The sequence below is a fragment of the Snodgrassella sp. B3882 genome (assembly GCF_026535915.1).
Taxonomy (GTDB): Bacteria; Pseudomonadota; Gammaproteobacteria; order Burkholderiales; family Neisseriaceae; genus Snodgrassella.
Genome location: NZ_JAFNPF010000001.1, coordinates 1,094,240 through 1,115,393 on the forward strand (window position 1 = coordinate 1,094,240; position 21,154 = coordinate 1,115,393).

A 21,154-nucleotide genomic window follows, 5' to 3' on the forward strand; every position below is an offset into this window, starting at 1 on the left:
GAGTATATAATCTAAATTAGTGTTTATACTCTATTCTTGCCTTTAGGTACTGTCAAGTTGTAGAAATATAAATATTAACCACAATTTGGCTTTTGTAGGTTTTGTACTACAAAGTTATAAAAGGTAAGGAGGGGGTTTTAATTTGATATGAATACAGATATTGTCATGGGCTCATGCTACAATAAGGCTGGAGCATTACCAATTAGTAATCAATTTGGGTAAAATAGGGTAAACTTAATGGTTACGCATAATGCACTACGACGTACTATTTTATGTGCGCTAATTTTATTTCTCACTGCTTGTGGCGAAACGGGTAAGAAGAAGGTGGTGATGCTGCCTAATTCTCATTTGCAACCAATCAGAATCACCAAGGTTAGCCATGCCGTGGGCAGTCAGGAATTATTGTTGCATAGCTTGAGTTTGATCGGAACTCCTTACCGTTATGGTGGCAGCAGCCGAGAAAATGGTTTTGACTGTAGTGGAATGGTGCAATATGTCTACAAGCAGGCCTTGCAGGTAAATTTACCTCGGACTGCGCGCGATATTGCTGCAGTATCTACGCCAATTCGCAAACAAGATTTGCGGATCGGAGATTTGGTTTTTTTTAATACCAATGGTCAGAATTATTCGCATATCGGTTTGTATATTGGTCAGGGTGAATTTATTCATGCACCCTCTAGTAATGGAATGATACGCACTGCCAAATTAGATCACCCCTATTTTAATCAGCGTTTTACTGATGCTCGAACGCTATTTGCCCGATAAATTTAAAGAACCTATGTTCTTTTTTATGTCTGAAGTATTTATAAACAGGAATAATTTAATATGAGTAATCAAGATTTGGTATTGATACTGAATTGTGGTAGTTCTTCTGTAAAAGCTGCTGTCATGGATGTGGCGAAAAAAGAAGTATTGATGAGCTGTTTGGCTGAAAAAGTAGGCAACCCTGATGCTTACATCACCTTTAAAGTTAATGGTGAAAAAAATAAACATGATTTGAGTGCTCCACATGATCATACTGCTGCAGTGATGGCGTTGCTGGATGAATTGAAAAAATTGGGCTTATATGATGGCGTTAAAGCAATTGGTCATCGTGTGGTACATGGTGGTGAACGCTTTACTCAGTCTACTGTGATTACTCCTGAAGTGATGCGTGATATTGAAGCATGCATTGTCTTGGCTCCATTACACAATCCTGCACATATTTTGGGTATTCAGGCTGCACAGCAAGCTTTCCCTCAATTGCCACAGGTTGCGGTTTTCGATACTGCATTCCACCAAACCATGCCTCCGCATGCTTTCCATTATGCTGTTCCAACCAGTTTGTACACTAAATACGGTGTTCGCCGTTACGGTGCACATGGTACCAGCTACCGTTTTGTTGCTCAGGAAACAGCTGCTATCTTGAATCGTGATATTAATCAAATGAGCATGGTGATCGCGCATTTGGGTAATGGTGCATCTATTACTGCTGTTAAAAATGGTCAATCTCAGGATACCAGTATGGGTCTGACTCCTCTGGAAGGTCTGGTTATGGGTACCCGTAGTGGTGATATTGACCCAAGTATTTTCTCTTTCCTGGCAGCAAATGCTAACATGAGCATTGATCAGGTAACCGAAATGCTGAATAAAGAAAGTGGTATGCTGGGCTTATCAAATCTTTCTAATGATTGCCGTATTTTGGAAGAGGCAGCCGCTAATGGTGACCAAGGTGCTGAGCTTGCTTTGAATGTATTTGCATATCGTCTGGCTAAATATGTTGGTAGCATGACTGTGGCGGCTGGTGGCTTAGATGCGCTGGTATTTACTGGTGGTATTGGTGAAAATTCAGACTCTATGCGTAAAAAAGTGGTTGATTATCTGCATGTATTCGGTCTGAAACTTGATGATCAAGCCAATCTTGATGCTCGTTTCGGCAAATCAGGTGTGATCAGCACTAAAGACAGTAAAGGCAATGTATTGGTTGTACCAACTAATGAAGAATTGATGATTGCTTTGGATACTGCTGAATTAACCGGTATGCACGTTTAATCGTATTCTGGCTATAAGGGATACGGTTTAATATTAATCTATTAAACGTATTCGCTAAAACTGACTTTATCTTGAAAGACAAAGTCAGTTTTTTATTGTGCTTTAAACCCAGAAAAATCAACGTAAATTAAGGGCTTGGACAGTCAACAATTTAGACAAGTGGCATGATTTCAATTTTTTGATGCAATATTTAATACGAGCTCTCCAAATTGTCTCACTTTTTGCCAGTCTGTATATTCAATATGGGCATTGAGATCGGTTTCACCCTTATTCAATTTCATCACTAGCTGCATCAGATAACGATCAATTAAGTTGTATTTGGCATAATGCAGTTCACCGGCAAAGATGCCGATTACATCGGGTTGCCAAGTACTTTTTTCAAAAAATTTGCGGGTGTAAGTATGCGTTTGTGGGGTATTACGATGTGGTTTGTTTGCCAGAATGCTGACGCTAAAAAAAGCGCTAGGGGTTTGATCAAGGATGTGCTGATTTTGCTGGATCCAAGAGGTCATTTTCGGGGCATAATGTCCGTAGCGAATGGAAGCACCGATAATAATTTTATCGTAATCGCCTAAATTCAGTTGGGGTGCTTCGTTCAAGCTAATGGTATGGACGGTTATGCCGGCAGCTGTCCATTGGGCTTCCAGTCTCTGAGCAATCTTATGGGTGTAACCAAAGCGGCTACTGAAGATAAGCAGATAATTCATAAGCGTATGTGCGCTGTTAAATAAATTCAATCATACCATGCCTGCTGTCATTATGGCGTGGTGAGATTATGCGATGGGTGTTTCTAGGTTCGGATGCGCTAACAGGCTTTTTTTCCAGCTGGAGACTGGTACAATAGCGGCTGTTTTTGGAGATATTTATGAAAGCCAGTCAGTTTTATATTTCGACTTTAAAAGAAGCACCGGCAGAGGCGGAATTAGCCAGTCATAAACTTATGTTGCGTACCGGAATGATCCGTCGGCTAGCCAGCGGGTTGTATACCTGGATGCCCATGGGATTACGCGTTTTGCGTAAGGTGGAGCATATCGTACGAGAAGAGATGAATCGTGCCGGATCGATTGAGTTGCTTATGCCAGTGGTACAACCGGCTGAATTATGGCAGGAAAGCGGACGCTGGTCGTTTTATGGTAAGGAATTATTGCGAATTACTGACCGGCATGAACGTGAGTTCTGTATGGGACCCACTTGTGAAGAAGTCATTACTGATATTGTTCGCAGTGAAATACGCAGCTATAAGCAGCTTCCCCTGAATTTTTATCATATCCAAACTAAATTTCGCGATGAAGTCAGACCTCGCTTTGGGGTAATGCGTGCGCGAGAATTTGTGATGAAAGATGCTTATTCTTTTCATACCAATTTTGAATCGCTACAACAGACTTATCAGGATATGTTTAATGCGTATTGTAAAATTTTCGACCGGTTGGGACTAGATTACCGTCCTGTAGCGGCAGATACGGGAAGTATTGGGGGTACCGGATCGCATGAATTTCAGGTATTGGCTGAGAGTGGTGAAGATGTGATTGCTTACAGTGATGCATCTGACTATGCCGCGAATGTGGAATTAGCTACCACTATGCCGCTTACCGGCGAGCGACTGTCTGCCAGCATGGATCTGACTAAGCTGCATACGCCAAATATTCGTACCATTGATGAGCTGACTGAATTTTTAAATATTTCCGCTGATCAGACCTTAAAATCCATCGTGGTTGAAGGTGAAGAGGATGGTTCAGTGGTATTGTTATTGGTGCGTGGTGATCATCATTTGAATGAGATTAAGGCCGAAAAATTAGCCGGTGTCAAAGCACCATTAACCATGGCTTCTGCTAATGCAATTGAGGCTGCTTTTGCCGGTGCTCATGGTGGTTCGTTGGGACCTGTTGGCTTTTCCGGCAAGGTTTATGCCGACTTTGCTTTGGCTAATGGCGCTGACTGGGTGATCGGAGCCAATGAAGATGATCATCATTATCGCGGTTTCAATTTTGGTCGGGATGCAGACGAACCAGAATTTGTCGATTTGCGTGAAGTGGTTGCTGGCGATCCTAGTCCATGCGGTCAGGGTACGCTTAAGCTGGCACGTGGCATTGAAGTAGGGCATGTGTTTCAGTTGGGGACGAAATATTCTGAGGCCTTGCAGGCTACGGTACTCGATGCCAACGGTAAAAATGTGGTTGTAGAAATGGGTTGTTATGGAATTGGGATTACCCGAGTAGTGGCCGCTGCAATTGAGCAAAATAACGATGAACGTGGCATTATTTGGACCGAAGCCATGGCTCCATTTACGGTGGTCATTGTGCCAATGAATTATAAAAAATCCAATGATGTGAAAACTGCTGCCGATGAAATTTATGCCCAATTGCTGCAAGCTGGGGTTGATGTTTTATTGGATGATCGTGACGAGCGTTCAGGTGTTTTACTGCACGATTCTGAGTTGATCGGTATTCCTCACCGCATTGTTATCGGGGATCGTGGTTTGAAAGCGGGTGTGGTGGAATATCAGGCACGCAAAGAGACTGAAGCAACTCAAATTGCGCGTGAGAATATCGTTGCACATATTTGTAGTCATTTGAATTAAAACACTATAATTACAAATAAACCTGAATTCAGTTATCTGTTCAATGCTGTTGAAATTGCCCTGCGGTAGATTTAATAAGTTGGATTGGATTAATTGATTAATGTTTATATTACTTATCAATATAGATTTTATTAAAGGGTGTGAGTTTATCGCACTCTATTCAGGTTTATGATGGATTAAACTAATGTAAAGCTACTGCACGGTCGTGCAGTTTTTTATGGCAATGTAAAGTCATTAATTCAAAAGCTTTAAAAAAAATATAACTTTATTGCTGCTGGTTTGAATGAGGACAGAATGCTAGCGGTTTGAACGAAGTTATTTTATCAGCACCCTTTTCTTCCATAAATTAAATTTAGCCATATTATCAGCAAGAAAATATGCTGAAGTGAGCAACAGCGTTAACAGTTTTATTTGCTGGTCGTTTTAGAACGGCGAAAAATTGCCTTTAATTGGTTTTATTATCTTTATCGCAAATGAACATGTTTTTTAGCTACAAAAGTTAAGGCAGAAGCTTTTTGATTTAAGCTATAGCTCTATCAATTTTTTGGTGACGATTTTTTTATCCAGTGATTTTGTCCACTATCTGAGGCGGAGCGAAACGCATAATCGGCCAAAAAATTGATAGAGTATGCAGATTTATTTCAATAATTCTGCTGGAATTTGGCACACCGGAATGGGGTTGATTTTATGCTGCATGGCACGATGATAACGATCATATATGCTGAAAACTTCGCGCTCCCGCCCAGTGAAGTCGTCGATGGTGTGCTGATCGTAAACACTCATTGCCCATTCCAGCTCCGGATAGGTGGCACCGATTTGGTCTTCGTCAGTTTTGTCGGCATCCCATAATCCGTCGGTAGGGGCAGCTTGAATGATGTCGTTGTTGATATTAAGTGCTTTAGCAAGGGTATAGACTTGTGTTTTGAGTAGATCGGCAATCGGGCTAATATCTACTCCGCCGTCGCCGTATTTGGTGAAAAATCCGACGCCAAAATCTTCGACTTTATTGCCGGTGCCCGCAACCAGCATTCCACGTACTTGAGCGTAATAATATAAGGTAACCATGCGTAAACGGCTGCGAGCATTGGCAAAGGCGAGCTGTGTTTGATGCTGGTTTTTATCTCCAATATCTACAGCGGCGGCCAGGGAATCAAAGGTGGTGGTTAAATCTACACGGTGTGCTTCGACATTGGTATAGTGTTTTTTTAGCTGATTGATGTGTTCCTGCGCGCGGGCAATCTGGTCTGCTTTCTGATGAATCGGCATTTCCAGTACGATTGTCGGTAATCCGGTTTTTGCGGCTAGGGTAGACACCACAGCAGAGTCAATCCCTCCAGAGACGCCAACGACAAAGCCTTTGCTTTTAGCTTGGTTGGCATAGTTGCTCAACCAGTTGACGATATGTTCGATAATGGCTGCAGATTGCATGGTTTTTCCTTGAATATTTGGATAATCTAGGGTAAATATACTGCTTAAATGTGTGCTTGCAAAGTAAGATGATTCTATCGCTTAGTCTGGGTAAAGAAGACGAAACGGTTTTTTCAACTAATGTTAAGCAATTATTTTTTGATTTGGTTGAACGAACAAGACATCCATTCAACGTTTATTGTTGTTGCATTTAAGGTCAGAAACACTTTGTGTATGACAAGCTCAATGCATCGTCTAAATTTTTAATTCTGTCACCATCAGTTTTCTATCTTTTTTTAGTTTAATTTTGTGCCGGTTGAAAAGAATGTTTTTTCGGCCGGAAGTACTTTATATGGTATGTACCTAATATAAGTTGGTGGGCATTGTTGGTGAGTTCAGTTAAAATAACTAAGATATGTAATGTTGTTGGACAGATAAATCATGGAATATCAGGTTCCTGATGAGATTCGCCTCAGTCATGATAAGCGGGTGTTAATTTTGGTGTATGCGCACGGGCGTTATGAGCTATCAGCAGAATATCTACGGGTTTTTTCGCCCAGTGCTGAGGTGCGTGGTCATGGAAAAGGTCAGGAAATATTGCAAACTGGTAAGCGTGAAGTGACGATCGAGTCGCTGACACCGGTTGGTCATTATGCAATAAGAATTGCTTTTTCTGACGGGCATGACAGTGGGTTGTATGACTGGAATTATTTATTTGCTTTATCCACGCAAAAGCAAGAGCGTTGGGCGGAGTATGAAAAACAGTTACACCAAGCTGGCGCCAGTCGTGATGCAATGTAACGGATGCATGCTAGATGTTGGTGGATGCAGGCATTTGCTGGATGTAATATATTTAATCAATATTCGATTTGAAAGTGGTGTATGAGCGATCACAAAACCCATTTTGGCTATCAGACTGTAGATGAAAATGAGAAAGCCGGACGAGTAGCCAGTGTATTTCATTCGGTGGCGAAAAATTATGATGTAATGAATGATGTGATGTCTGGTGGCATGCATCGGCTGTGGAAACACTTCACTATTACCACCGCGCCATTACATCAGGGTGATAAGGTATTGGATATTGCCGGTGGATCTGGTGATTTGGCTCGTGGTTGGGCCAAACGTGTAGGCAAAACAGGGGAAGTATGGCTAACTGATATTAATTCTTCGATGCTAACGGTTGGACGTGATCGTTTGCTTAATGAAGGGATGGTCTTGCCGGTAGCCTTGTGTGATGCGGAGAAATTGCCGTTTCCAGATAATTATTTTAATTTGGTTTCGGTCTCTTTTGGTTTGCGTAATATGACCCATAAAGAGGTGGCCTTGGCGGAAATGTATCGGGTGTTAAAGCCAGGTGGCACTTTACTGGTGTTAGAATTTTCGCAGGTATTTAAACCGCTGAAACCGTTGTATGATCTGTATTCGTTTAAAATGCTGCCATTAATGGGTAAGCTGATAGCTAAGGATGCTGATAGTTATCAGTATTTGGCTGAATCAATCCGCATGCATCCTGATCAGGAAACGTTACGTAATATGATGCTTTCTGTTGGATTTGATCGGGTTAGTTACCATAATCTGACAGCCGGTGTTGTTGCGCTGCACAAAGGGGTGAAGTTTTAAAGAAGGTGGTTAATATTGATCAGGCTGCTTGGAAGTAGCCTGAATTTTTATTGCTATCATCTATTTAGGTTATTTTTTAATTTTTGATTGATTCATCCCTTGGCTAGTGGCACTACAGGTAAATGCTTTTATCTAAAATCGAAGGCTACCTAGTAACGCCCAACAACAAGTGCAAGAATTGATTTATGGTTTATATAACACTGATAACTTACACATCACATCTGGTTTTTTTTGAGATACCACTCCTACAATGTGATATTTGATTATTATTATACAAGGTGAATAAAGTGATCATTGCAGCTTTGAAGTTTATAAAAACCAATGCCAGAAATTCTGGCAAAATTGGACGAACATAATGTATTTTAGATAATTATTTCGCTCAAAACATGTTTTTGGCGTCAGGACTTTTAGCTGATAAAACGGGTGGTATAATTTTAGTAATGAGTGATTCAATTGAAAAGGTAAAGGGTATCATGAAAAATGATCCTTTTTACATTCATAATTTTGTAGATTTTAATTATACTTTCTTTCAGGCATCGAATTTGTCGCCTAGTCTATCGATCAGATAAATTAAGTTTTGCTCTGACCCATAACTTAGTATGTTAAGTTTATGGGATAGATTTTGATTTTCTTTTATTATTGATTATATCGAATCAGTTTATGAAGCTTTTATCTTCAGGCGCTTTTTGAATATTATATAATTTGGTATTTAAATGTGTCTTGGTTTTCTTCAAGTACAAATCATTTGCTGAAGCTTTGGAAGCCATTTATAAAGCTATGATGTGTTAGTAGGTTTTTTTTTGATACAAATAAATGTTTTGTAGCCATAGTTAAGGGTATAGTCAGGACAATATTTCCATCTATTTTGTTTTTTAAACCGAACGTTGTTTAATAGATTTAAAATGGCTGGTGGTTTGATTTGAAGTATTAAATTGTGAACGATTAAAAGCCAACAGCAATTTCGGTTCCTATTATTATTAAGTTGAGTGTATAAAATGAGTGAATTAAAACATCTTGAGCCCCAATCGGTGTGGCAATGGTTTGAACGTTTGTGTGCAATACCCCGCCCGACTTTTCATGAGCAGGCGGTTCGGCAGATGTTGGTAGAGGCAGCTGAGCAACGTGGATTAAAAACAGTCGTAGATGCTAAGGGAAATGTGCGCATGATTAAGCCGGCTACAGCCGGTATGGAAGATCGAACACCGGTTGCGTTGCAGGCGCATATGGATATGGTGGCACAGAAAGGTGAAAAATCTAATCATGATTTTTTGCGCGACCCAATCACTACTCGGATTGAAGACGGCTGGGTATGGGCCAATGATACAACGCTAGGTGCTGATAATGGAATCGGGCTGGCGATGGGGCTGGCGGTCATGTTTAGTGATGATATTGTTCATCCTGAGTTAACGCTAATTGTGACTGTTGAAGAAGAAGTTGGCATGGGCGGTGCAGAAGCTTTAAGTTCTGACTGGTTGCACATGCCGTATTTGATCAATTTGGATACTGAAGATGCTGGCGAAATTTTTATCGGTTGCGCTGGTGGACGGGATGCAAGTTTTACTTTGCCGCTGGATTGGCAATCGGTTGATGCTCGAGCTTGCAGGATTCGGGTATCTGGTTTGCGTGGTGGTCATTCTGGTGTGGATATTGATAAAAACCATGCTAATGCTAATGTTCTTTTAGCTCGAGTTTTAGGCAGTTTGTATTCTTCTATACCTTTTTCTCTAAGTTCTTTTCACGGTGGCGAGTTGCGCAATGTCATTACGCGCGAAGCAGAGGCACTGATTGTGGTGGATGAAGAGATAGCACTTGAAACGGTGTCAGAGATTGCTGCGGCGATCAAGGCAGAGTGGCCTGAAGAAGAACATTTGCAAATTGAAGCAGAATTTATAGATCTGACTTCGCTACAGGTTGCTTCAGTCGAGAATACGCAAAAAGCACTGGATTTATTGTTGTCGGTGCCTAATGGCGTGCTGCGAATGAGCGATGCGTTTGCCGGCGTTGTGGAAACGTCATCAAATATCGGCGTGGTGCAAACGACAACAGATGGATTGCATATTCATTGCTTGATGCGTTCGCTGAAGGAAACACCAAAAGATGAATTAAGTTTGCGTTTAACTGCATTGGCACGAATGGCTGGGGCAGAAATAGCGTTAATGGCTGATTATCCCTCATGGACACCCAATCCTGATTCGGCTTTGTTGAAACTGACCAGTCAGGTCTTCAGGGAGCATTATGGCAAAGAGCCTCCTTTGCAGATTATCCATGCTGGGCTTGAATGTGGTATTCTGAGTGGAAAAGCGCCAAAATTGGATATGGTATCATTTGGTCCTACTATCCGAGCGGCACATTCTCCTAAAGAACGGTTAGAAGTGGCTACGGTGGCAGAATGTTGGTCTATCTTGGTGGATTTATTACGAGTTATGCCACAACGCAGTCATGAGTAAAGCATAGTTTGAAGGACATGTTTCACATATGCCCTGAAGTTCGCTTACGACTAATCTTTATCCTAATGCAAGCAGCTAAATATAACTAGGCGAAGCTGTGTTAGCAGTTTATTGTGGTGATGGTTTTTTTAACTTGGCTGTGCTTTGGCTACCAAAATATTTTGTTAAACTCAGTTTCGCTGCAAAGAAATAGGTGGATATGAATACACAACAACATGGTCGTCGAAATTTTTTACGTGCCAGTGCAGCCTTAGCTGGTACTGGTTTGTTACAGGCTTGCGGTAACACAGCCACGACTAATAAGGTAACTACAAACTCTTCACCAACGCCAAATGTTCGTTCTAAATCAGGAGGTTCCTCTTTGCGTTTATTTGCTTGTTCTGGATATGCTGACAACTCAAGTCGCTGTGAACTCGCGGTGTCGCGTTTAAGCCGTGTCGGTTTTAATGTAAGCAATCAGCAAGCTTACATGCGTCGTTATCAGCGCTTTGGTGGCAGTGATTTTGAGCGTAGTGCTGATTTTCAGGATGTGGCATCGGGTCGTGTTAGTACGCCTAAAATTTTGCTGGGTATACGCGGTGGCTATGGCGCAGTACGAATTTTACCCAATATAGACTGGGAAAGTCTGGGTAAGCGCATGCACGAACATGGCACCATGCTCTTTGGTTACAGTGATGTGACAGCAATACAATTGGCCTTACTGGCTAAAGGCAAAATGTGCAGTTTTGCTGGTCCCATGTTGTACAGCGATTTTGGGAAGCCGCAGTTAAATGAATTCACTATGCGTTCCTTTGTGAAAAATTGCACTAATTCGACGATGACGATTTCGGTTAACCAAATTCAAAATCAGCATGTCAGGGCAGAGGGCATATTGTGGGGTGGTAATTTAAGTGTCTTGGCTTCTTTGGCTGGATCTCCATATATGCCACAAATTAATGGCGGTATTTTGTTTATTGAAGATGTGGGTGAACAACCTTATCGCATTGAACGAATGCTCCAAACCTTATATCTCAGTGGGGTATTGAGTCGTCAACAAGCTATCGTGTTGGGCAGTTTCCGTATGAACGGTATTCGCGATGTTTATGACAGCTCTTATACTTTAAGTTCAGTGATTCAAACGATGATACGTTTAACCAAGGTACCGGTTCTAACTGGTTTTCCTTTCGGTCATATTGCTGAAAAAGAAACGTTCCCTTTGGGGGCACAAGCAAGCTTACGTTCAACCAATAATGGTGGATATGAAATTAGTTTTTCCGATTATCCTTATTTGAATGCGGCTTCTTTTGCATTAGATTCTCTTTTGCCTCCTCCACCTAAAGAGTTGAATACTTTCGAAAGTGGCGACGGGCAATATGGTGGTGATTCTTCTAATGACAGCACAGATTCTATTTAGTCGCTGCTTATTATTTTGTGCAGATGCAGGACTGGTGAGAGAAGGCAGTTTAGGGTGGTGACTTAAGTTGCCGTTGATGGTGATCACACTGTAAATTATTTAGGTTTGCATTACCGTTTCTAAGCTACAGCATTTGGCATTGTGCCATTTGTATGGTTGTTGATGATTGACTGGCTTGATTTTCGTTAATTTAGTGCAGTGATGATCAATTAAATAAAAAGATAATGGTTTGATGGCAATATTGAAGCCCTTAAATTAGGAATAAGTTGTTTATGATTTTACACCCGAATTTTGATCCGGTTTTGTTGCATTTAGGACCTTTGGCAATACGCTGGTATGCGCTCAGCTATATTGTCGGGTTCAGTTTGTTTATTTGGTTTGGACGTAAAAGGGTTAAAAGTGGTCATACTTTTATGACCAATGATTTATTGGATGATTTCATCACTTTAGGCGTATTGGGCGTCATTATTGGTGGTCGTCTTGGCTATGTACTGTTTTATCAGCCAGGATATTATTTATTAAACCATCCGCTAGATATTTTTAAGGTTTGGCAAGGCGGCATGTCTTTTCACGGTGGCTTTTTAGGCGTATTGGTGGCCATGTGGTTGTTTGCCAGAAAGCATAAGGTTGGCTTCTGGCAGATGGCTGATTTTGTTGCGCCATTAGTTCCTTTGGGGCTGGCGTGTGGTCGCATCGGGAATTTTATTAATGGTGAGCTTTGGGGCAGGGTAACTGAGCTAAATGCTTTTTGGGCGATGGGCTTTCCATATGCTTTAAAGGAAGATGAAGCTTTGGTGATTGAAAATCCGCAAAAATGGGCGGCAATATGGGATCAATACCACTGTCTTCCACGTCATCCATCACAGTTATATGAGTTTGCGCTTGAAGGGATAGTATTATTTGTCATAGTTTGGTTATTCTCTCGCAAACCGCGTCCGCTTGGGCAAGTTTCGATGGTCTTCCTCGCTGGTTACGGGATTTTGCGCTTTATTGTTGAATTTACACGTGAACCCGATGCATACCTCGGTTTGTTGTTTATGAATTTATCGATGGGGCAACTATTGAGCCTGCCAATGATTATTATCGGTGTATTCGGCTATATTTATGCCGGCAAAAAAGCCAAAGCCAATTTAACGGTTGACCGTTAATTAAATTATTAAGCAAAAACCGCGATAAGCCTAAGTTTTATCGCGGTTTTTTTTTTGCGCTAACACTTGTGCTCAGAAAAGTTGTGTAACAATGCAGGCAGGGGATTGGATACAAATTGTTCATTCCATCAGCGCAACGTTGTCAATGCTTAGGCACAGTTTTAGGCTGCAAGGTTGATATTAAGAGTAGTTGATTATTTCAACCTTGTTGCTGCTTTGTTGGCTAACATTTTTTTTCGTTAATGAAATCAATTGAGTCTGAAGGAAAGCCCGGTGAAGATGTACACGGTTTAAAGGCTGTCTTTTTGAGCCAATATGCGTCTGCTTCCTCCTAACTCGGTGCCCGAAACAATGCCGGCGGCTTCGAGTGCTTCCATCAAATTAGCAGCACGGTTATAACCGATGCGCAGATGGCGTTGCAATGAGGAAATCGAGGTCTTGCGCGTATCCAGCACAAATGCGACAGCTTGATCAAATAATTCATCGCTGTTGGCATTAGGGTTGACCTGATTAACTGTGGTTTCAGCCGCTTCTCCAGACAATAGGCCGTCAATATATTGAGCCGGAGCCTGTTGACGGATAAAATTGACCACAGCATGGACTTCTTCATCAGAGACAAAAGCGCCATGTAAACGGGTTGGCTCTGCCTGTCCTGGAGGGAGAAATAGCATATCACCTTTACCTAATAGATTTTCTGCACCCATCTGATCAAGAATGGTGCGACTATCAATTTTACTGGATACCTGAAAAGACAAGCGTGTGGGAATATTGGCTTTGATTAAGCCAGTAATGACGTCCACACTAGGGCGCTGGGTAGCTAAGATTAAATGAATACCAGCAGCTCGTGCTTTTTGCGCCAGTCGGGCAATTTGTTGCTCGATTTTTTTGCCTTCCACCATCATCAGATCAGCTAATTCATCGATTACCACCACAATATAGGGTAATTTTTCCAATGGTTCTGGCTCATCTGGATTGGTGCTAAAGGGATTCACTAACGGTACCTGATTATTTTTCGCAGCCGATACTTTTTCGTTAAAACCATTGATATTGCGTACACCAACATGAGCTAATAATCGATAGCGTTTTTCCATCTCGGCAACGCACCAGTTCAAGGCTTGAGCTGCTTCTTTCATGTCCGTCACAACCGGTGCAAGCAAATGCGGGATACCATCGTAAACGCTTAATTCCAGCATTTTCGGATCCACCATAATAAAACGCACTTCGTCTGGCTGGGCTTTATACAATATGGACAGGATCATGCAGTTAACCCCGACAGATTTACCCGAGCCGGTGGTACCCGCTACTAATAGATGGGGCATTTTCGCCAGGCTGGCAATGACTGGAGCACCAGCGATGTCCTTACCCATTGCCATGGTTAATTTGTCTTCAGCGTTTTGAAAAATGCTGGCATTCAGTATTTCTGCTAGCTGGACATTCTGGCGTACTTCATTGGGTAATTCGATACCCATGGTGGTTTTACCGACTATGGTTTCTACTACACGTACACTTTGTACAGATAATGAGCGTGCTAAATCTTTATTTAGATTAACAATCTGGCTACCTTTTACTCCTTGCGCAGGCTCAATTTCAAAACGGGTGATGACTGGTCCTGATGTTGCACTAATGACTTCTACGTCAACTCCGAATTCTTTTAACTTCGTTTCAATATGCTCTGCGGTCTGCTGTAGTTGTTCGGCTTTTACCGCAGGAGCTTGAGGGGCTGGTGTGGCCAATAGATCCACGCTAGGCAGACTGGTCTGTTCACTGCCAGTACGTACAGTTGGTCTGGCCGCTGTTGCCGCTGTTGCGTTGGCAGTTTGCGCCGAAGCGAATAAATCTGGCTGAATGGTGGCAGCTGTGCTGACAGTGACTGTCTTACGGTTGCTGGTTGCCAGAGGTGGTTTGGTGATGTGCTGCGCATTGATGTTTTTCGCTTGTTTTACCACGCGGCGTAAGGTTTTTTGATTAGGAAATGCAGTGATCAAGCGATGCGGTTTGCGCAATAATTTACACCACAGCCACTCTAGTTGGGCGCCGATTTTTTCGATCACTGTCAACCAGGAAACCTGCAAAATAAGTGAGACACCAATCAGTATCATGAAAACGCTAATGAGTAAGCTACCTGTCTCTCCGAATAAGTGTTGCAGTAATTTTCCGCATGTTTGCCCAATCAGACCACCACTGCCAAGTGGTAAATGTTCATCCAGACGGTGGGTGAGGATCAAATCTTCCAGCACAGGGCTGAAAATAAACATGAGAAAAAGACCCAATATGGATAACCAGGCATTATAGTTTTTACCTTCGCTGTTGGCGTTTAGGGAGCGGGCATTTAATGGACGAAAACTGTGATACAAGGCAATGGCAACGGCGAAGATACCCCACCATACGGAAAAACCGAATATGTAATAGCCGATATCGGCCAGATAGGCTCCGGTTAACCCAGCCAGATTGGCCGGTACATTAGTAGTAGGGATGATCCCACGTGACCAAGCAGGATCATTCATATTGAAGCTGACCAGCGCAAGAAACACGTATAAGGTCACCATTAACGCCATCAACCAAAAAATATCGTTTATCAGGTTCATCAACCATGATTGTCTTGTTTTGATTACTTTAGGCTTGGTGGCCAGTGTGGGAGACTGTTTTTTGCTCGTCGTTTTCTTTTTACGTGTAGTGGCCATATTTTAAATGAATGTTACGGTATGCTGAGTTTGTTTCAAGGCTGTATTATAAAGGTTAAGCTACACTCTGATTAGGCTCTGTGCTTGTCTTAACGGATTTTTGCGGACGATGCAGACCAATACCCGCAACCGAGTATACGTGCTTCTGATGCACCAGTAGCATGATGTACGCATGCTGGTTGACGATGATACCAACAGGCAGCCAGCCAGGCAAAAGCTGCTGCTTCGACCAGTTGAGCTGGTAATTGTAATTCATCGGTGGTGTAGAGGCTAATATTATGTGTGTGAAGAAGCTGATTTAATGTCTGTTTTAATAAAAGGTTCTGGGCTCCGCCTCCACATACATAAACACTTTGTGCTGTAGGCGCTGCTTGTACGATAGCCTGAACAACTGTTTGCGCTGTTAACTCAAGCAGGGTGCGCAATACATCTGTTGGTTGCTCGTTTCCTGACAGATATTGATGCAACCATTGCAGATTGAACAAATCACGTCCGGTACTTTTGGGATAAGGTTGAGAGAAATAGGGGTGATGTAACATCTGCTGCAAAAGAGCGGGGATGATTTGCCCTTGTTTTGCTAAGCAACCATCTTGATCATAGTCCTGCTGCCAGTTTTGCTGAACCCATGCATCCATCAACATATTAGCCGGTCCAGTATCAAAACCAAATGGAGCCAGTTGTGGTTGCAATATACTGATATTGGCTATACCGCCTAAATTTAGCACCACTCTACATTGATGTGGGCTGGCAAATACGGCCTGATGAAAAGCTGGAACCAACGGTGCACCTTGTCCGCCTGCAGCCAGATCGGCACTGCGAAAGTCGCCTACGGTAGTGATGTTGGTTAACTCAGTTAACAATGCCCAATTCATTAATTGGATGCTGAAATGGTTTTCAGGCTCATGCCGCACGGTTTGACCATGACAGCCTATGGCAGTGATGTCAGCCGCGGTTAACGGTCCGTTTTGCAGTACTGCACTGACAGCTTTGGCATTAATTTGTGCCAATTGTTGAGCCAGTATGGCAGCCTGATTGATTTCGTTGTTGCTGGGGGTTTGCAACGCCAATAATGCTTGTTTCAGGTCGGCAGGATAAGGAATAAACGCATGAGAGCAAATGCCTTCAAAGCGGGTATGGTTCAGTTTGGCTATAACAGCATCCACACCATCCATGCTGGTACCGGACATTAAGCCAATATAATATTGTGTATTGGTCATAACTGATGTCAAGCAAACTGGGCAATGACTGGAGCATGGTCGCTAGGACGTTCCCAGCCACGTGCCGCCACATCTACAGAAACTTGCTGGAGTGTTGGCACGAGTTTTTGACTGATCAGGATGTGATCGATGCGTAGTCCTAATTTGCGTCTGAACATATTCATGCGATAGTCCCACCAAGTATAATGTGCTTCGTTCGGATGAAGATAATGCAGGCTGTCGGTTAAACCAAGATCAAGTAATTGTTGGAACCAACTTCTTTCCTGTGGTGAACACAAAACTTTATTTTGCCATTGTTGTGGATCGTAAACATCGATATCTGTAGGGGCAATATTAAAGTCACCCAGAACAATAGTGGCGGGGTTTTGTTTTAGTTCATGGCTGATGTAGTCACGCAATGCATGAAACCACTGTTCTTTATATTTAAATTTATCGCTGTCGATCGATTCGCCATTAACGCAATAAGCACAGATCACGCGAATATTATTAATGGTGGCTGCAATAATGCGTTTTTGCGGTTCATTCAATGCCGGGATATCGGTACAAATATTATCAATTGGCTGTTTGCTCAGAATAGCAACACCGTTATAGGTTTTCTGACCATTCCACGCCGCATGGTAGCCTATGTTGGCAAAATCAGCTTGCGGAAATTTATCCTGGTCAAGTTTCAATTCTTGTAAAGCTAAAATATCCGGCTGGTTTTCTTCCAGCCAGCGTAATGTATGTGGGAGACGAACATTGAGTGAATTAACATTCCAGGTAGCGATTTTCATAGTTGGCTGGCAAGAAGAGCGAAACACTTATTGTAAGCGTAAAGCGTGGTCAAGTTCTACTTGATATTCAGCTAAAGCGTGATTATTTTTGAATATGGCGAAAGCGAATAGGGCAAATACCTTCAGTCTAATTGGGCTACGGTGACACTCATATTGGGTACGCTGTTTAATTGTTGCTTCCAATGTTGTAGTTTCTTCTTAAAGTCTGCCAGTTCTTGAGTATTCAATTTTTTTGTAGGCAGAGCCACGCTAGTTGGATTAACTGGCTGTCCATTGATCAATACTTCATAATGTAGATGTGGGCCAGTGGAAACACCCGTGCTGCCAACATAACCGATGATTTCACCTGCGCGGATATGTTGTCCGGCACGAATATTTGCAAACGCGCTCATGTGACCATACAGCGTCTGCATACTATCACTATGACGCAACATAATGGCATTACCATAACCCCCTTTTACGCCTATACTGGTGACCACCCCGTCAGAAGGTGCGCGGATGGGTGTACCACTTGCAACAGCGTAATCAATACCGCTATGCATCCGCAGGGTTTGGCGGATAGGGTGAAAACGAATGCCAAATGGGGACGAAATGCGTGCGCCTTCTACCGGTGCACTGGTAAAGCCTTTGCGGGACGGTTTACCATTGTCATCATAATATTGTCCATTATTATCATCGCCTGTCTCATAGTAATAGGCACGATATAATTGTCCGTGACGGCTGATCTCTGCAGCACGGATGTCGCCGGTTCCCAATTGTTGTCCACGATAATACAAGATATCATAAATCAGGCGGATTTTATCTCCGCTTTCCAGAGTGTTAATATCGATTTTATCGCGAAATATTTCACGCAAAGATTCCCGAATTTCAACCGGAATACCAGCTTGAGCCAATGCACCACGAGCAGAAGTTTTAACCACAACGGCTTTTAGAGTCGGCAATGTTTCAGTGTCAACAGAGTTAATGCCTGCCTGCCAATGGTCATCTATTTTTTTCAGCACCACCAGATTTTTTTCACCATTGCCATCATCATTAAAAAACTGGATATCAGTCAGCTTTCCATTATTGTCAGTACGAATACTGAATACCTGATTAACCTGCAAATGTTGCACTTGTTTTTTAATCGTTTCTATACTGGTTATGCGGTTAATTTCTGTTTCACTGATACCAAAGCGGCCAAGCACCATTTCGATGGTGTCACCCGCTTGTACCACCTCATCACGCCAGAAGTCCAAATTACCCTGAGAGGTTTTAATATTGACTTCAGGTAGATTGATGATGACTTTTTCTGCTCGATAAGTGCTGGTACTTGGTTTTTGGCTGCTTACACTGATGATGAGTATGAGCAATAAAAACAATACCAATGCAGCTAAAATAACCCAAAATTTGGGTTGCTGTTTGATTTTCTTTTTAATGCAGTTACTTAGCGCAGATATAGATTTCATCATGGGTGTGTTTTTCTTAACGACGGGGCTTTAAAGTTGAAATTAAACGGATTCTCTGTTGATTAGATTAAACTTATTACTATATCTTATTTTTGCTGTTTTGTTGATGTATCAAGCGCTATTTTTTTGGCCCATGCACTTAAATTAATATTCAAAGCAGGTAGACAGGGAGACAAAATGCTGTGTATTGATTTGGCTACTTCAGAGGTGCCGACATCATTGTAGACATATAAACGAAATAGATCATTAAGCATGATTTTTTCGGCACTAAGCTGTAAAACCCAGCCATAACTATTATGGGTAATATAACGATGATCTTCCAAATCATTTAACAGACGAGACAAGTGTTTATCGCTAATTTGTAATTCTTGTTGTAGCGTATATGCGCTAATAGCCTTACCAACTTGTTGTGCTTGTAACAGTTTTAATAAAAGGTTTAGCGCATCTTCGAAAAGTTGATGTTGATCCAGTTGCCGAAATGTTTGTCGATGCCAATAAGGCAAAGATGAAGTTAAAACCGCACCTGTGAGTAATAACAGCCACAGTAGATTTAGCCATATTAAAAATACAGGTATGGCGGCAAACGCGCCATAAACCAACTGATAGTTGCCAAAATAAATAATAAATAGAGCAAATCCCCTGCGCAGTAAATCTAAAGCCACAGCGACAAGGATGGCACTGAGCAAAGCATGACGCCATGGAACAAAACAAAACGGGACTAATTTGTATAGTAAAAATAATAATGTAGTGATAAGTGCCAGATTAATAAAATAACTGAAAAGGTTGCTGGTAAAGGGAATATGGGTTGCTGCGGTGCCTAAATGTGTCAGTATGGATAGAAAGGATAAGCTCATCCCCATGACCACTGGACCGAGAGTGAGAAAAGCCCAATATATCAACATGCGTATCCATAATGGTCGTTTATCCCGAGCTTTCCAGATTTGATTAAACGCCTGCTCGATGGTCTGTATCAACATTAAAGAAGTAATGAACATGGACACAATTCCGACGGCAGTCAAGCCACTGGCTTTGGCGCGAAAAGCGTCCAGATAATTCCCTACTGAATCAGCTCCCGCTGCCGGTAGAATGATGTTGGTTAAAAATTGATTGAACTGAGTTGCCATACCCGCAAACATCGGAAAAGCATTGACCATGATCACGGTCACCGTAAAAAAAGGCACCAAGGCCAGCAGGGTAGTGAATGTTAAACTGGTGGCAATCAGCGATAAATGACAGCGACGGAAATTCTTGCTGACAAATAATAGAAATTGCGGTACACGCTTTTGTATATATCTGTTTGAGTCAAAAGTTTTTTTCATAACCATAGTTTGGCAAACCGATCATTACATTCATTGTACCGAAATATCACAGTAAATAACTGATTATATTTTTATTTTTGGAATTTTTACCGCTTAGATAGCCATAATCAATCTCAAACTTGAGTTAACTATGCTTCTACGTCAATCAATAAAATGGTCTAAACAGCTAAGCTTAGTGATTGGTATTCTTTTTGGCACTCCCTATAGTTTGTTGCTTATAGCTAAACAGAATACAATAAGCCATACAGTATGCTGTTTACTTTAAACCATCAACATGCTGCCAAAAAGCTATGTGAGTAAATAAATCAGAAGGAATGTGTTTATGAGTTATCAAACCAAATTAACCAGTGCGGCTACCTTACCAACCATTTATGGCCATTGTTCGATTCGTAAATTTACTCAAGAAGCTTTAACTCAAGAGCAACGTGAAGCCATTTTAGAAGCAGGGCGTGCAGCTTCATCATCGAGTTTTATGCAATGTATCCATATCATTCGCGTTACCGATGCAGAAAAGCGGGCTGCCTTATGTGAAGTGGCAGCTAACCAGAAATATGTCCGCACCGCTGCAGAATTTTGGGTATTTTGTATTGATTACACCAAGCATCGTCAGGTTTGTCCTGAAGCGCAGCTAGACTGGACTGAAGCGTTGATTATCGGCGCAGTAGATGCCGGCATCATGGGGCAAAATTGTTTACTGGCCGCTGAATCATTGGGATTAGGTGGTGTGTATATTGGCTCTTTACGTAACGATACAGCTAAAGTTAGAGACATTCTCCAGCTGCCCGAGCTAACGGCACCCTTATTTGGGCTATGTCTCGGTCATCCTGATCAACGTCCTATGTATCGACCACGTATGCCGTTAACTACGTTGGTGAGCGAAAATACATTCCGACCAATGGATCAAGCTGCGCTGGCTGCTTATGATCAGCAGCTGGCTGCATATTATCAGCAACGAAGCGGGCTTGATCTCAATTGGAGTAAGGCAGTAGCCAATAATTTTGCCCAACCAGTGCGCCCCCATATTTTGCCGTTTTTGCATCAGCAAGGATTGGCTAAACGCTAAACTTCAAGTTAGATAAAAAAAGACCTGTTTCT

16 protein-coding genes are annotated in these 21,154 nt (G+C 42.1%); 9 read left to right on the forward strand and 7 right to left on the reverse strand.

The window, feature by feature from the left end:
* Positions 1-237: 237 nt before the first annotated feature.
* Complete coding sequence (locus tag J3U68_RS04695; RefSeq protein WP_267375172.1) at positions 238-765, forward strand: C40 family peptidase; 528 nt, start codon at positions 238-240, stop codon at positions 763-765.
* A gap of 60 nt (positions 766-825) precedes the next feature.
* Entirely contained in the window at positions 826-2,031 is a 1,206-nt protein-coding gene (locus J3U68_RS04700; protein WP_267375174.1) for an acetate kinase, read from the forward strand.
* A 170-nt stretch (positions 2,032-2,201) separates the two neighbouring features.
* On the opposite strand, the gene hemG is transcribed toward J3U68_RS04700, so the two are convergent.
* Positions 2,202-2,738 (reverse strand): menaquinone-dependent protoporphyrinogen IX dehydrogenase, encoded by a 537-nt coding sequence (hemG, locus tag J3U68_RS04705; RefSeq protein WP_267375175.1) that lies wholly within the window; start codon positions 2,736-2,738, stop codon positions 2,202-2,204.
* A 158-nt stretch (positions 2,739-2,896) separates the two neighbouring features.
* Between hemG and J3U68_RS04710 the strand changes: the two genes are divergently transcribed.
* Positions 2,897-4,609 (forward strand): proline--tRNA ligase, encoded by a 1,713-nt coding sequence (locus J3U68_RS04710; protein ID WP_267375176.1) that lies wholly within the window; start codon positions 2,897-2,899, stop codon positions 4,607-4,609.
* Positions 4,610-5,245: 636 nt separating this feature from the next.
* On the opposite strand, the gene nadE is transcribed toward J3U68_RS04710, so the two are convergent.
* Entirely contained in the window at positions 5,246-6,037 is a 792-nt protein-coding gene (gene nadE, locus J3U68_RS04715; RefSeq protein ID WP_267375177.1) for an NAD(+) synthase, read from the reverse strand.
* Positions 6,038-6,457: 420 nt separating this feature from the next.
* On the opposite strand from nadE, the gene J3U68_RS04720 reads away from it, so the two are divergent.
* The 5 genes from J3U68_RS04720 (at position 6,458) to lgt (ending at position 12,624) form a co-directional block, all read left to right on the forward strand.
* Entirely contained in the window at positions 6,458-6,817 is a 360-nt protein-coding gene (locus tag J3U68_RS04720; RefSeq protein WP_267375178.1) for a DUF971 domain-containing protein, read from the forward strand.
* A gap of 81 nt (positions 6,818-6,898) precedes the next feature.
* The gene (gene ubiE / locus J3U68_RS04725) at positions 6,899-7,636 is read left to right on the forward strand and encodes a bifunctional demethylmenaquinone methyltransferase/2-methoxy-6-polyprenyl-1,4-benzoquinol methylase UbiE (RefSeq protein ID WP_267375179.1); all 738 of its coding nucleotides are present in this window, start codon (positions 6,899-6,901) and stop codon (positions 7,634-7,636) included.
* A gap of 995 nt (positions 7,637-8,631) precedes the next feature.
* Positions 8,632-10,083: an aminoacyl-histidine dipeptidase gene (locus J3U68_RS04730; protein ID WP_267375180.1), complete on the forward strand. Its 1,452-nt coding sequence runs from the start codon at positions 8,632-8,634 to the stop codon at positions 10,081-10,083.
* 199 nt (positions 10,084-10,282) lie between these two features.
* Positions 10,283-11,476 (forward strand): LD-carboxypeptidase, encoded by a 1,194-nt coding sequence (locus tag J3U68_RS04735; protein WP_267375182.1) that lies wholly within the window; start codon positions 10,283-10,285, stop codon positions 11,474-11,476.
* Between the two features lie 272 nt (positions 11,477-11,748).
* Positions 11,749-12,624, forward strand: coding sequence for a prolipoprotein diacylglyceryl transferase (gene lgt / locus J3U68_RS04740; RefSeq protein WP_267375183.1), 876 nt, complete (start codon positions 11,749-11,751; stop codon positions 12,622-12,624).
* 290 nt (positions 12,625-12,914) lie between these two features.
* Here lgt and J3U68_RS04745 read toward each other — a convergent pair whose 3' ends face one another.
* From J3U68_RS04745 to J3U68_RS04765, 5 genes are all read right to left on the reverse strand, one after another.
* On the reverse strand, positions 12,915-15,305 hold the full coding sequence (locus tag J3U68_RS04745; RefSeq protein ID WP_267375184.1) for a DNA translocase FtsK: 2,391 nt from the start codon (positions 15,303-15,305) through the stop codon (positions 12,915-12,917).
* Positions 15,306-15,394: 89 nt separating this feature from the next.
* Complete coding sequence (locus J3U68_RS04750) at positions 15,395-16,522, reverse strand: anhydro-N-acetylmuramic acid kinase (RefSeq protein WP_267375186.1); 1,128 nt, start codon at positions 16,520-16,522, stop codon at positions 15,395-15,397.
* An 8-nt stretch (positions 16,523-16,530) separates the two neighbouring features.
* Positions 16,531-17,295 carry an exodeoxyribonuclease III gene (gene xth, locus J3U68_RS04755; RefSeq protein WP_267375188.1) on the reverse strand — a complete coding sequence of 255 codons (765 nt, stop codon included), beginning with the start codon at positions 17,293-17,295 and terminating at the stop codon, positions 16,531-16,533.
* A 122-nt stretch (positions 17,296-17,417) separates the two neighbouring features.
* A complete protein-coding gene (locus J3U68_RS04760) occupies positions 17,418-18,743 on the reverse strand; it encodes a M23 family metallopeptidase (protein WP_267375189.1) in 1,326 nt (441 codons plus the stop codon).
* 83 nt (positions 18,744-18,826) lie between these two features.
* Positions 18,827-20,059, reverse strand: a complete 1,233-nt coding sequence (locus J3U68_RS04765) for a YihY family inner membrane protein (protein ID WP_267375190.1) — start codon at positions 20,057-20,059, stop codon at positions 18,827-18,829.
* A 322-nt stretch (positions 20,060-20,381) separates the two neighbouring features.
* Between J3U68_RS04765 and nfsA the strand changes: the two genes are divergently transcribed.
* Complete coding sequence (nfsA, locus tag J3U68_RS04770) at positions 20,382-21,122, forward strand: oxygen-insensitive NADPH nitroreductase (protein ID WP_267375191.1); 741 nt, start codon at positions 20,382-20,384, stop codon at positions 21,120-21,122.
* Positions 21,123-21,154: the final 32 nt, after the last annotated feature.

Coding starts and splice junctions, on each gene's coding strand:
- J3U68_RS04695 (WP_267375172.1), top strand. CDS start 238: ATGGTTACGCATAATGCACTACGACGTACTATTTTATGTGCGCTAATT.
- J3U68_RS04700 (WP_267375174.1), top strand. CDS start 826: ATGAGTAATCAAGATTTGGTATTGATACTGAATTGTGGTAGTTCTTCT.
- hemG (WP_267375175.1), bottom strand. CDS start 2,738: ATGAATTATCTGCTTATCTTCAGTAGCCGCTTTGGTTACACCCATAAG.
- J3U68_RS04710 (WP_267375176.1), top strand. CDS start 2,897: ATGAAAGCCAGTCAGTTTTATATTTCGACTTTAAAAGAAGCACCGGCA.
- nadE (WP_267375177.1), bottom strand. CDS start 6,037: ATGCAATCTGCAGCCATTATCGAACATATCGTCAACTGGTTGAGCAAC.
- J3U68_RS04720 (WP_267375178.1), top strand. CDS start 6,458: ATGGAATATCAGGTTCCTGATGAGATTCGCCTCAGTCATGATAAGCGG.
- ubiE (WP_267375179.1), top strand. CDS start 6,899: ATGAGCGATCACAAAACCCATTTTGGCTATCAGACTGTAGATGAAAAT.
- J3U68_RS04730 (WP_267375180.1), top strand. CDS start 8,632: ATGAGTGAATTAAAACATCTTGAGCCCCAATCGGTGTGGCAATGGTTT.
- J3U68_RS04735 (WP_267375182.1), top strand. CDS start 10,283: ATGAATACACAACAACATGGTCGTCGAAATTTTTTACGTGCCAGTGCA.
- lgt (WP_267375183.1), top strand. CDS start 11,749: ATGATTTTACACCCGAATTTTGATCCGGTTTTGTTGCATTTAGGACCT.
- J3U68_RS04745 (WP_267375184.1), bottom strand. CDS start 15,305: ATGGCCACTACACGTAAAAAGAAAACGACGAGCAAAAAACAGTCTCCC.
- J3U68_RS04750 (WP_267375186.1), bottom strand. CDS start 16,522: ATGACCAATACACAATATTATATTGGCTTAATGTCCGGTACCAGCATG.
- xth (WP_267375188.1), bottom strand. CDS start 17,295: ATGAAAATCGCTACCTGGAATGTTAATTCACTCAATGTTCGTCTCCCA.
- J3U68_RS04760 (WP_267375189.1), bottom strand. CDS start 18,743: ATGATGAAATCTATATCTGCGCTAAGTAACTGCATTAAAAAGAAAATC.
- J3U68_RS04765 (WP_267375190.1), bottom strand. CDS start 20,059: ATGAAAAAAACTTTTGACTCAAACAGATATATACAAAAGCGTGTACCG.
- nfsA (WP_267375191.1), top strand. CDS start 20,382: ATGAGTTATCAAACCAAATTAACCAGTGCGGCTACCTTACCAACCATT.